Genomic DNA, 12,233 nt, shown 5'->3' with positions numbered 1-12,233 from the left:
TTGGATGTCAGCGCTGTTCCGCGCGACATGTCTGCTTCTCGTGGCTGAACGACTTGCCGAGCGGCCAATGGGTCAGGCGCAGCACCCTTGCGCCCTGCTCGGAGCGGAGGCCGATTCTCGTGGGCGACGGATGCGGATAGGTCCTGGCGGAAAGAACGATGTCTCCGCCGTCGATGAAGACCTCGATGCTGGAGCGGTCGACGAAGACGGTGACCGTCTCGACCGGCCGGCTGGCGACCGTCAGGCCCAGCAGCGATATCCGCCCGTCGATCCCCGGCCCATGCAACCGGATTTCGCCGGTGTCGCGCAGGAAGGCGAGGGTGACCGGCTCGCCGGCGGCGGCCCGCAGGACAAGCGCAAGATCGCCTGTTTCCTCCGGGGCCAGATCCAGCCTGATTTCGCATGCGGTGGCTTCGAGGCCGTCGATCCACCGTTTCCCGGCGACGGCGAGATCTTCGACGCTGCGTTCTTCCCCCCGCAGGGCGGCAAGCTCGCGGGCCGGACGCTGGTGGAGACGATCACCGGCCAGCGCCAGTTCCCTGGGGATGGTCAGGCAATGCATCCAACCTGCGTCTACGGTGGGAGCCGCCGTCTGTTCCGGCAGCCCCATCCAGCCGATCAGCAGGCGTCTGCCGTCGGGTGCCAGCCAGCTCTGCGGTGCATAGAAGTCGCGGCCATGGTCGAGCGGATGGAAGAGGCCATGATCGAAACGGCCGGTGTCGAGATCGATGCGCCCGATCACCACCCCGGCGACGTTGGGGGAAAACCCCGAGCCGCCATCACCGTCCCCATGGTGCTGTTCGCAGAATATCAGCGCGTCGCTGCCGCCAATCCGGAACAGATCGGGGCATTCGCACATGTAGCCATGTTGGCCGGCTGCAAGGATCGGTCCGACGACGCTCCAGCCCAGCAGGTCGGGCGAACGCAGCAGCAGCACGGTGCCGGCGAGATCCTTGGTCTGGACGCCGAGCACCATCCACCAGCCCGTCTCGTCGCGCCAGACCTTCGGGTCGCGGAAATGGGTGGTGTAGCCAGGAGAGGGTCCGGTGATCACCGGACCCCGCTTGTCGAACCGGATGCCGTCGCCGGAGCGGGCGAGGCACTGGTGGGTTTCCCGTTCCCCCAGCCCGTTCCTGACATTCCCGGTATAGACCAGCACCAGCTCGTCCCCGTCGGCGACCGCGGAACCGGAATAGCAGCCGTGGCTTTCGAAGCGTTCCGTCGGCGCGAGCGCGAGCGGCAGGAACTCCCAGTTTACGAGATCGGCCGACCGCGCATGGCCCCAGCACTTGTTTTCGTGGGTGCAGCCAAGCGGATTCCATTGGAAGAAGATGTGATGAGCCTCCTTCCAATGGATCAGGCCGTTCGGGTCGTTGATCAGCCCGACCGGTGCCGAAAGGTGGAACTGCGGGCGCCAGGGATCACGATTCGGGTCCGGCATGGGAATGCTGTTTTCGGTGCGCAAAGAACGCTCTTTCCGAGGTCGGGGAATGGGGAAATCAGGCTTGGCCCTTCTTGAGACCGAAGAGCCAGGAACCGGCGAAGGCGACGGCGAAGGCGATCAGCATCCCGATGAGATAGCTCGGGATGGAGGTCGGCTCGACGATGGCGATGCCGGGAATGCCGGTGACGCCGACCGCCGTCATGCCGACCTTGGTGGCGACGACGAAGGCGCCGCCGACCGCGCCGCCCGCCGCTGCGCAGACGAAGGGCCGGACGAAGCGCAGGTTGACACCGAAGATAGCGGCCTCGGTGATCCCGAGCAGGCAGGAAAGCGAAGCCGGCAGGGCGATCTGCTTCACCTTGATGTCGTCCGTGCGGAAGAAGACCGCCAGGGCGGCACCGCCCTGGGCGACGTTGGCCATCGCCCAGATCGGCAGAAGGAAGTTGATGCCGATCGCCGGATTGGCCAGCAGGCCCGCCTCGATCGCATGGAAGGAATGGTGGACGCCGGTCACAACGATCGCCGAATAGACGCCCCCGAAGAGGAGGCCAGCGAGGACGCCGCCATGGGTGTAGAGCGCCTGGAGGCCGACGGAGATGCCGTCCCCGAGAATCCGGCCGGCCGGACCGAGGACCGTCAGGGCGAAGAAGGCCGAGACCAGGAGCGTCAGGAACGGCGTCAGCACGATGTCGAACATATCGGGCACCACCCGGCGGACCAGCCGGTCGATGTGGCTCATGACCCAGACCGCGATCAGGATCGGCAGCACGGTGCCCTGATAGCCGAGCTTGGCGACCGGAATGCCGAACAGATCCCAGTATTCCTTCACGCCGGTGCCGACCGTCCAGGCATTCTGCAAATCCGGATGAATCATGATGCCGCCCAGCGCCGCAGCCATGAAGGGGCTCACACGGAACTCGCGGGCGGCGGAGAAGGCGACGAGGATCGGCAGGAAGACGAACGCGGTGTTCGACACGATGTTGAGAAGCTGGAACAGCGACGACTGGCCGGTCAGCCAGCCGAGCGTCGTCGCCATGCCGAGGGCGCCCATCAGCAGGCCGCTGGCGACGATCACCGGGATGATCGGAACGAAGATGTTGGAGAGCAGCCGCGCCAGGCGCTGGAGGATGTTGAGGTTCGCGGCGGCGTCCGCCTTCGCCTCCTCCACCGACACCGATTTGACGCCGAGGGCGATGACGCCGTCGAACACGCGCTTCACCGCGCCCTGACCGATGACGATCTGGAACTGCCCGCCGGAGAGGAACGTCCCCTTGACGGCCTCGATCTTCTCCAATGCCGTCTTGTCGACAGCGGCGGGGTCTTTCAGAACGAGGCGCAGGCGCGTTGCGCAATGGGCTGCGCTGACGATGTTCCCCGCCCCTCCGATGGTGGAAAGGATCGCTCTGGCGGCGTTGAGTTCCAAGATGACTTCCTCCTGTTCGAACGCGTTTGTTGTTGCAAAGGCAGACCGCCGGACGCATGGCGGGGCATGATAAGCCCTTGGCGTTGCGCGGCATGGCGATGGCGGCTTGAACAGACTGTCTTCTCGGCATGACGGCCGGACCCGCCGGGGAGAAGGCTGCGCCGGGAGCAGCGGACCGCTTGCCGCATCCTGTTCGGACCCCGTTCGGATCCGCTGGACATGGATGCTATAGGGTACGTTCCACTATCAGTCAATCGGTTCAATAAAACGCTTTATCAGATCGACGCGCGCAAGCTGTCGTGGTTGACGGAGGCATTTCGGTCACTGGCCTCCGGGCTGGCCAAGGGGCTGGGGAGTCAGCGCCTCATGCGGGCCACCAGCGTGCCGACCTCCGTGTCCAGGGCCTCGACCGCCCGGACGACCGTCGCCGAGGCGGACAGGACCCGGTCCGCGGTCTCGCCGGCGGTGCCGGCGGATCTGGCGACGGTGTCGATGGTGTCGCGGACCCGCCCGGCGCCCGTCATGGCGACTTCGACGTTCTGCGCGATCATGCCGGTGATGTCCCGCTGCCGTTCGACCGTTTCGGACACGTCGAGGGAGAGGTCGTTGATCTGGTTGACGACGGCGGCGATGCTGCGGGTCGCCGCCACCACCTGTTCCGTCGTGTTGCGGATGCTGGCGATCTGTCCGGTGATGTCGTCGGTCGCCGCCGCGACCTCTCCGGCCAGGGCCTTCACCTCGGCCGCGACGACGGCGAACCCCTTTCCGGCCTCCCCGGCATGGGCCGCCTCGATCGTGGCATTGAGCGCCAGGAGATTGGTCTGGGCCGCAATCCCGCTGATCAGTCCGACGATGTCGCCGATGGCGCGCACGCTGGCGGCAAGGCCGTCGATGGCCTCGTTCGTGCGCGTGACCGTCGCGGCCGCGTCGCGGGCGATCGTGCCGGAGCGCAGCACGCGGTCGCGCACCGCGCCGATGGAGTGCGACAGTTCCGCCGTCGCTGCCGCCACCGCCCTGACGCTGTCTTCCGCCTGACGGGAGCTGTCGGTCGCCATGACGGTCTCCTCGGCGGTCGCATGCGCGGTCCGGCTCATTCCCTGGGCGATCTCCTGCATTCCCGATGCCGAGGCCGACACGCTGTGCAGCACCGACCGGACGAGGTCTTCGATCTGCTCGGCGATCTCGTGCATCGTGCGCGACCGCTCCTCCGCGGCGCGGTTCCGCTCGCGTTCGGCGCGCGCGCCGGCATCGCGGGCGACGAGGGCGGTGTCGCGGAAAACCGTCAGCGCTTCGGTCATCTCGCCGATCTCGTCGGCACCGCCGGCCGGAATTTCCGAATCGAGCCGGCCGCCGGCAATCGCCAGCATCGCCGAGGCCAGCCGGCGCAGCCGCGACACGATCATCCGGTGTCCGACGCCCCAGATCAGCAGCAGTGCGGCCACGGCACTGGCCGCGGCGGAAAGCATCATCGTCAGGCGATCGGCCGCCAGGGTCGCGCCGACCGTTTCGACCGCGGCGTGGGCGTCCGCGCGCATGGCGGCGATCCGCGTGTCGACCCCTGCGGACAGTTCTTCCGCGCGTTGCCGGTTTTCGGCCAGGATCGCAGCGCCTTCCCGCATCGCTGACGTTTCGGAGCGGCGCAATGCGAAGAGACCGTCCTCGCCCCGGCCATGGGCGATCAGTGTCTCGACAGTTCCGGCAAGCGCGGCGACGTCCTTCCCGTCGCCGCCCCGCTGGAGAAGCCTTACCCTGTTCGAGAGCAGGACCGTCTGGCTCGAATACTCCTGTTCCAGTTGGGCCAAGCGCCGTTCGTCGATCGTTTGGCTCGCCTCGCGGAGAATGCCCGCGACGATGCTGCCGTGGGTTGCCGTTTCCAATGCCGCCCGGAATCGCAGCAGGCCGCGGCTCAGAAGGGGGGACAATCCTTCGCGCAGTTGCGCGCGGGCATTGTCGGTTGCCGTGGCGACGGCACGCTCCAGGGCGGCCAACGGCTCGCCACCCGAGGCGGCGTCGGGGGCAGCGCTGCCGGACATCTGCCGGAAGCCGGCCAATGCCTCCGTCAGCGCGTCGAGTTCGAAATCGAGGGAGGATTGAACCGTGTCTCCCTTGCTGCGGAGCTCCACACCCAGCATTTCGATCAGGGGGGTCAGTTCCGCGTCGAGCCGGTCTGCATCGTGATCGAGCGCCGAGAGCGCCGCCTGCCGGCGGGTACGGAGGTCGAGCCGTCGCGCCACCGTTCCGTTTGCCGTCCCGAGTGTCGCCAGCAGGCTCGTCATCGAGCTGCGCAAATCGTTCCCGAATTCGCCGTCATGGCGGCTCTCGACCTCATCGATCAGGGCAGTGAGCATCCGGCCGCGATTGTCGATGTCCTCGAACAGCCGGGCCCTCGTGTCCTCGCTGTCGGCAGCGTCCAGCGACGGGGCGGCCAGAGCGATGCCGGCACTCGCGGAAGCCAGGCGATTTGCCAGTTCCATATTGGGCAGGCTGACCGAAACCACACGGTCGAGCGGCTTCATCAGGGCGGAGAGAGACAACAGTCCGCTTCCGCAGACCCCGACGGTGATGGCCGCCATGCCGATGAAGGCGGCAAGCAGTTTCGCCTGGACGCCGAATCTGCGGCCTATCGGCAAGGTGCCGGTCGGGAGTGCGGAGTGCATGGCGAGGGACTCCGAAGCGAGCGGTTGATGAAAAAAGGTGCCGGTTGCCGGGCATTGGCCGTCGTGAGAAGGCACATGCCGGCAACCGGCCAGTCGCACTGGGATGGACGCTAACGTCAGAGGACGATGGGAGACCTAGAAGTCCAGGCTCGTCCGGACCAGGACCATGTTGCCGCGATCGTTCTGGCTCGCGACGTCGGAGTTCAGGCGGAAGTGGTTGTATTCCGCCCCGAAGGCCAAGCCCGGCGCCGCAACGTAGCGGATGCCGGTGGTGATGAGGTCGAAGTTGCGGTTGCCGCGCACGGCGAGGTCGCCGGCGTCCTTCGAATGCAGGTAGCCGACGCCCAGCGTGTAGGCGGCCAAAGTGTATTGCGCGCCGACGGTCCAGACATTCTGACCGCCGCGGTCTGTGGCCGCGCTGTTGCTGGCCCTGCGGATGTAGCCGCTCTCGCCGCCCCAGGAATAGCTGCCGCCGAGCTTCAGCCCGCCATAGGCGGCGGACAGGCCGAGATGATAGGAGGTCAGCCGCTCGAACGACGCGCCGGCGGCGGAGTTGCGGGCCTGGCCTCCCAGGACGTAGGCGGCACCCTTGACGGCGACGTCGCCCAGCTGGTCGTCGTAGTTCACGCCGCCTTCAACGACGTCGGAGTAACCGCCGGTGTGGGTGGCGTCCGCCGGGGTCAGACTCTTGTTGCGGTCGATGTTGGTGTTGAAGCTGCCGGTCTGCGGCTGATAGCTGACCACCGCCTGCAGGCCGGAGAAGCGCGGCGAGGAGTAGACCAGCCGGGTGCCGGCGTCTCCCGACTTCAGCGCCTTCAGGTTGGTGGTCATTGACGGCACGTTGGCGCCGGTGTTGCCGAGGAAGGCCGCGAAGGCGCCGTCGACGCCGCCGGTTCCCCAGTCGGACGGGGCGATGACACCGCTGTCGTCGCTGGGGCCGCCCTGGCCGCCGGCGCTGATCTGGCCGAAGCTGCCCTTCACGAACAGGTAGGCGCCGTCGTCGGACGCGGTGCGGTCGCCGTTGGCGGCCATCAGGGTGAGGCGCGCGCCATATTGCAGGCCATTGTCGGCGGTGGCGGTCGGGGCGACCTTCAGGCGGACGCGGTTGCGGAACTCGACGGAGCGCTGGCCGGCGTCAAGCTTCTGGTCGACGGCGCCGCCTTCGAAATAGGCGTCGCCGCCCAGCAGCAGCTTGAAGCCGGTTTCGGCGCTTGCCTCGGCCGCCCCCAGGCAGCCGGCCAATGCCAAAGTCGCGGCGGACACGCCGCAATACCGTGAAAATCCAGGCATAACTTCCCCCCTTTTGGGCGTTCGTTGTCGTGATGGCGGGCCGCGTCGATATGGCGGCACGGGGTCACCCCGCGGCGTTGCGCGGGATGGCGATGGCGGGAAAACGGGATGTTCCGCCAGCATAGGAGCGGCTGAACCGGTCGGGTCGAACCGGGACGCTGGCAGCAGAGCGGATGATCCCCGCCCATCGTCGCCCCGGTTTGTCCGGCTGAAATTGATTGTAGGGCATACGATCAATTTGAGTCAACCGATTTAGTGAAGCGATTTACTAAATCGGTAGTGCGATGGGTGCGGCTTGTGCCGCCGCCGCGCCGGCCAGCGCGGACACCTGCTATTTTTCTGCGATGGCCGTTGGTATCAGATGGAGCTGCGGCGGATCAGCGGGCAGGGCACGCGGATCATCCGATTGGCCGCCTGCGCCTCCGGTGATCCAAGAAGATATTCCACTGCCTTGCGGCCGAGTTCGTAATGAGGCAGTTGCATGGTGGTCAAACCCGGCCGCAGCAATCCGGCCAGCTCGTGGTTGTCATAGCCGATGACGGCCACGTCCTTCGGGATGGACAGTCCAAGCTCCTTGAGGGCTTCGTAGCAGCCCATCGCCACCCAGTCGTTGATGCAGAACAGCGCGGTCGGCTGCTGTTCCAGCGCCATCAGAGCCATGGTGGAGCGGTGGCCGCCTTCCGGGAACCAGCAATCGCTGCGGACATACCGATCGTCCCAGGCGATGCCGGCCTCCGCCAGCGCCCGCCGGTAGCCAGCCAGCCGTTCGCGGCCGGCATCCACTTCCGGCAGGCCGTACAACAGGCCGATGCGTCGGTGTCCGGCTTCGATCAGCGCGCGGGTGGCGGCATAGCCGCCCAACTCCTCGTCCGCGAGGATGGAGGGAAAGCGGTCCTGCGGGTCATAGGCGTTCACCAGCACCGTCGGCATCGTCAGCAGTTCGGCCGGCAACTCCACCGCGCACATGGACATGGCGGCGTAGATGATGCCGTCGACCTGCCGGTCGCGCAGCATATCGACCGCGGCGCGGGTGATGGCGGCATCGCCCCCGGTATTCACGATCAGCAGGACTTTGTCGTTGGCCCAGCTCAGTTCCTGGGCACCAACGATCGTGCGTCCGGCATAACCCGACGATGCGATCACGTCCGTGATGAAGCCGATGGTATGTGTCTGGGAAGAACTGAGCGCCCGGGCGCTTGGGTTCGGCCGGTAACCGAGCTTGCGTACCGCCTGCCACACCCGCTCGCGGGTCGTTTCGGGGATGGCGTCGGCGTTGTTGTTCACGACCAGGGAAACCGTGGTCGTGGACACTCCGGCTTCGGCAGCAACGCTTTTGATGGTCGGACGGCTGGACATGGCACTCAGGACATTGGACGGATGGAACCGCGATCCTATACCGTCGCCATGCGCATGGGAATGCAACCCCGCCGTCCTGAGGCGGCTCCTGGCAGAACCTGTCAGTGGTTCGCCCGCGCCAGGGCGGCACCGGAGGCATCGAACAGGTGCAGCGCGTCGGGTTGGAAGAAAACTTCCACCCGCTCGCCGACGCGGAAGCGCTTTCCACCGGGAATCGCCGCGGTCAGGGCCTCCATGCCTGGGCCGGCACCATGCAGGAAGCCGCGGTCCCCATGATACTCGATGTCCCGGATCTCCAGCATCAGACGGAAGCCCCATTGGTTTCCGGCGCTCAGGGCTTCCGGCCGGATGCCCACGGTGACGGAGTCGCCGACCTTGGTCGTCGGGCCGGGACGGCAGTCCGACTGCACCGAACTGCCGTCGAGGAGCCCGACCCGCACCCCGCCCCCGTTGACCGCTTCGACCCTTCCGGTCAAAAAGGACATGGCCGGCGACCCCAGGAAACCGGCGACGAACCGGTTGGCGGGACGTTCGTAGAGCTCCAGCGGCGTGCCCACCTGTTCCACCCTGCCGGCGTTCAGGACGACGATGCGGTCGGCCAGCGTCATCGCCTCCACCTGATCGTGGGTGACGTAGATCATGGTGTTGCCGATGTCCCGATGCAGCCGGGCGATCTCCAGCCGCATGTTGCCCCGCAAGGCGGCGTCCAAGTTCGACAGGGGTTCGTCGAACAGGAACACTTTGGGATGGCGGACGATCGCCCGGCCGATTGCGACGCGCTGGCGCTGGCCGCCCGACAGCGCGCGGGGGCGCCGGTCCAGCAGATGCTCCAGATGAAGGATCAGCGCCGCCTCCGCCACGCGCTGGTCGATCACCGCCCGGCTGGCCTTCGCCATCTTCAGTCCGAACGCCATGTTCTCGCGCACGGTCATGTGCGGATAGAGGGCATAGGACTGGAAAACCATCGCCACGCCGCGCTCGACGGGGTCCTGGTCATTGGCCCGCAGGCCGTCGATCAGCATCTCGCCCGACGAGATGGGCTCCAGCCCGGCGATCATGCGCAGCAGGGTCGATTTCCCGCAGCCCGACGGGCCGACGAAGACGATGAACTCGCCATGGGCGATGTCGAGATCGATGCCGTGGATAACGGCGTGCTGCTGATAGCTCTTGCGGATGTTGTGCAGCGTCACGGGTGCCATTGCGGGAGGCCTCCCAATCCTTGTCAGCGGTTCCGATCGGGGTGGGGGCCGGTCACGGCGTCAGGCAGTCGATCCGGGCGTCCGGCCCGATGCGCACCGGCAGAGGGTCGGTGATCCCACCCAGGAAACTGCCGTCCGGCTGGTAGCCCCGCCAGCCGATTGCGGCCGGGCTTCCATCCGGGGCCGGCAGCAGCTTGATCCCGAACAGCGCATTGGTCGGTCCGACCGCCAGGGGACCGGCATAGCGGAAGCCGCCGTCGCAGCGGTCCGACACGGCATAGAAGGCGCCGGTGGCCACCGGCGCATCGCTGTCCTCCCGCACCCAGCTGCGGTCCGCATTGAAGACCAGGATGTAGCGGCCTTTCCATGGGATGACCTGCGGTATCTCCATCAGGAAGAACTCGTCCATCTCGGTGACCGGCCCGCCAACCGTCCAGGAGCGCAGATCGGCGGAACGGGCCAGCGCTACGCAGCCCGGCTTGCCCGATGCCGTCCCGAGCCGCTGCGCCGTGATGTAGGCGAGATAGCCGTCGCCCGCGGGATCCGGCATCAGGAAGGGATCGCGCCAGGCCAGTTCCTGATGATGGGCGGGATTCCGGCCGAGGTAACGCGAGGGGTCCGCCTCGATCACCGGGTTGGCGGGATCCTTGCTCCAGCTGATCAGATCGTCCGACCAAGCGAGCCCGACGCGCTGGATCTTGCCGTCCTCGGCCCAATTGGTTCCGGTGTAGAGCATGGCCCAGCGCCCGCCGGCCCGGCACACGCTGCCGGTCCAGATCGCGCGGTCGTCCCACGACCCCGCCGGCCCGGGTTCCAGCGCCATCGGCAGTCGGGTCCAGTGAACAAGGTCGCGGGACACCGCATGGCCGCAGCGCGCATTGGCATGGCGCATTTCGGGATCCGGCAGGCTGCGCGGGGCGCTGAGATAGAAGAGATGGGTGACTCCCCGGTCCTCGACGGTCCAGAAATCCCACACATACTGATCGGGCGGATTGAACATCGCTTATCCTTTGACGGCGGCGCCGACGACGCTCTGGATGAACCAGCGCTGAAAGACGAGATAGGCGGTGACGACGGGCAGGGAGGCCATGCTGGCGAAGGCCATCGCCTCACCCCACTGCCTCGGCTCCTGCCCGAAGAACTGGGCCACGGCGACGGACAGCGGGCGGAACTCCGGCCCGCGGGTGACCATCAACGGCCACAGATAGGCGCTCCAGAACTCCAGCCCCTGGAGGATGGCGACCGTCGCGATCACCGGTGCGCTCAGCGGCATGATGATCGACCAGTAGATCCGCCAGGTGGAGGCGCCGTCCATGGCCGCCGCCTCGTCCAGATCCTTCGGAAGCTTCGCGAAATACTGGTAGAACAGGAAGATCGAGAAGGGATGGGCGATGAAGGGTACGATCTGGACGTGGTAGCTTTCCGTCCATCCCAAGGCATTCACCATCATCAGCAGGGGAACGGCCAGGCTTTCGACCGGGACGATGATGAGCGCGATGACGACCGCCAGCAGCATGTCGCGGCCGCGGAACCGCCGCCGCGCCAGGCAATAGGCCGCCATCGAGTTGACGATGATGCCGAAGCCGACGATGCAGACCACCACCACCACGGTGTTGAGCAGGAAGCGCAGAAAGGGCATCTGCCGGTCGGCCAGGACCGCCCGGTACTTGTCGAGGCTGACCGGACCGGGCACGAAGGCGCGGGCGCTGCCGAGATCGCTGACGATCTGCACGTCGTCTGCCTTCAGGCTGGTGACCAGCATCACCACCAGCGGACCCAGCATGATCGCCGCCGCCGCCAGCATCGCCGTGTAGGTCAGCATCGCGGCCGGCGACAGCAGCCGCAAGGAGGGAGGGCGTGGCATGGTCATGATCCGATCTCCCGGTCTTCGCGCACCAGGGCGCGCTGTACGAGCGCGATGGCCAGCACCAGCAGAAAGAAGATCACCGACGCCGCCGAGGCATAGCCGACGCGGTGTTCGCGGAAGCCGGCGGTGAAGATGTAGCGGACCAGCGTGTTCGTGCTGTCCAGCGGTCCGCCCTGGGTCAGCACGTCGACTTGTCCGAACAGCTTGAAGGCCAGGACAGTGGTCGCCAGCACGACGAAGATGTGGGTATTGCGCAGGCTGGGCAGGGTGATGTGCAGGAATTGCTGGAAGCGGTTGGCCCCGTCGATGCGCGCCGCCTCGTAGAGTTCGGCGTTGATCGATTGCAGGCCTGCCAGATAGATCACCATCTGGAAGCCGACGCCTTGCCAGATCGAGAGCACCATGATCGTGGGCAGGGCGAAAGCCTCGTCGCCGAGCCAGTCATAGGGGCCGAGCGCGCCGTTCGACAGGATGCCGACCAGGGCGTTGAGCACGCCTTGCGGCGCCCGCAGCAGCCCGGCCCACACCACGCTGACCACCGCCATGGACAGCACCGTCGGCAGGAAATAGAGTCCGCGGAACAGGTTGCGGCCGGGCAGGCCGGCATTGACCAGCACCGCCAGCAGCAGCGCCAGCACGGTCTGCACCGGCACCACCACCAGGGCGAAGCGCGTGGTGTTCCAGGCGGCATGCCAGAACCGTTCGTCGCCCAGGATCGACAGGTAATTGTCCAGCCCGACAAGCAGGGTGACGGTCCGGCGGTTGAGCAGATTGTGGTTGGTGAAGGACAGCCCGATCGACAGGGCGAAGGGAACGATCAGGAACAGCGCCAGCAGAATCAGCGCCGGCGCCAGCATGAGCGCGACCGCACGGCCCTTCTTCGGTCGCGTTGCGACCGCCCGCCGCGGCAGGCCGGTCGCCGGAGGTGCGATTGAGGTATCAGTCACGTCGCCAACTCTTTCAACAGCGCGCCGGGCAGGGCCGGACGGTCGAGGGG

9 protein-coding genes are annotated in these 12,233 nt (G+C 66.8%); all 9 read right to left on the bottom strand.

The window, feature by feature from the left end; genetic code table 11:
* Positions 1-7 precede the first annotated feature (7 nt).
* Positions 8-1,441 (bottom strand): glycoside hydrolase family 32 protein, encoded by a 1,434-nt coding sequence (locus tag ABNQ40_RS36150; RefSeq protein ID WP_377806486.1) that lies wholly within the window; start codon positions 1,439-1,441, stop codon positions 8-10.
* A gap of 58 nt (positions 1,442-1,499) precedes the next feature.
* A complete protein-coding gene (locus tag ABNQ40_RS36145; protein ID WP_377806738.1) occupies positions 1,500-2,870 on the bottom strand; it encodes a sucrose-specific PTS transporter subunit IIBC in 1,371 nt (456 codons plus the stop codon).
* Positions 2,871-3,223: 353 nt separating this feature from the next.
* The gene (locus tag ABNQ40_RS36140) at positions 3,224-5,524 is read right to left on the bottom strand and encodes a methyl-accepting chemotaxis protein (protein ID WP_377806487.1); all 2,301 of its coding nucleotides are present in this window, start codon (positions 5,522-5,524) and stop codon (positions 3,224-3,226) included.
* Between the two features lie 135 nt (positions 5,525-5,659).
* Positions 5,660-6,787, bottom strand: a complete 1,128-nt coding sequence (locus tag ABNQ40_RS36135; RefSeq protein WP_377806488.1) for a porin — start codon at positions 6,785-6,787, stop codon at positions 5,660-5,662.
* Positions 6,788-7,171: 384 nt separating this feature from the next.
* Positions 7,172-8,125 (bottom strand): LacI family DNA-binding transcriptional regulator, encoded by a 954-nt coding sequence (locus ABNQ40_RS36130; protein WP_391349742.1) that lies wholly within the window; start codon positions 8,123-8,125, stop codon positions 7,172-7,174.
* Positions 8,126-8,271: 146 nt separating this feature from the next.
* Positions 8,272-9,369: an ABC transporter ATP-binding protein gene (locus ABNQ40_RS36125; protein WP_377806490.1), complete on the bottom strand. Its 1,098-nt coding sequence runs from the start codon at positions 9,367-9,369 to the stop codon at positions 8,272-8,274.
* A 52-nt stretch (positions 9,370-9,421) separates the two neighbouring features.
* A complete protein-coding gene (locus ABNQ40_RS36120; RefSeq protein WP_377806491.1) occupies positions 9,422-10,369 on the bottom strand; it encodes a hypothetical protein in 948 nt (315 codons plus the stop codon).
* A 3-nt stretch (positions 10,370-10,372) separates the two neighbouring features.
* On the bottom strand, positions 10,373-11,239 hold the full coding sequence (locus ABNQ40_RS36115; protein ID WP_377806492.1) for a carbohydrate ABC transporter permease: 867 nt from the start codon (positions 11,237-11,239) through the stop codon (positions 10,373-10,375).
* Positions 11,236-12,183: a carbohydrate ABC transporter permease gene (locus tag ABNQ40_RS36110; RefSeq protein ID WP_377806493.1), complete on the bottom strand. Its 948-nt coding sequence runs from the start codon at positions 12,181-12,183 to the stop codon at positions 11,236-11,238. Before ABNQ40_RS36110 ends, ABNQ40_RS36115 begins: the two co-directional genes overlap by 4 nt.
* Between the last annotated feature and the right edge of the window lie 50 nt (positions 12,184-12,233).

Origin of the sequence: Azospirillum sp. A23, from assembly GCF_042938965.1 — a bacterium.
Taxonomy (GTDB): Bacteria; Pseudomonadota; Alphaproteobacteria; order Azospirillales; family Azospirillaceae; genus Azospirillum; species Azospirillum melinis.
This window is presented reverse-complemented; position numbering and strand designations above follow the sequence as displayed.

Excerpts from the sequence above, each read along its gene's own strand:
- ABNQ40_RS36150 (WP_377806486.1), bottom strand. The coding sequence starts at position 1,441 with ATGCCGGACCCGAATCGTGATCCCTGGCGCCCGCAGTTCCACCTTTCG.
- ABNQ40_RS36140 (WP_377806487.1), bottom strand. The coding sequence starts at position 5,524 with ATGCACTCCGCACTCCCGACCGGCACCTTGCCGATAGGCCGCAGATTC.
- ABNQ40_RS36125 (WP_377806490.1), bottom strand. The coding sequence starts at position 9,369 with ATGGCACCCGTGACGCTGCACAACATCCGCAAGAGCTATCAGCAGCAC.
- ABNQ40_RS36120 (WP_377806491.1), bottom strand. The coding sequence starts at position 10,369 with ATGTTCAATCCGCCCGATCAGTATGTGTGGGATTTCTGGACCGTCGAG.
- ABNQ40_RS36115 (WP_377806492.1), bottom strand. The coding sequence starts at position 11,239 with ATGACCATGCCACGCCCTCCCTCCTTGCGGCTGCTGTCGCCGGCCGCG.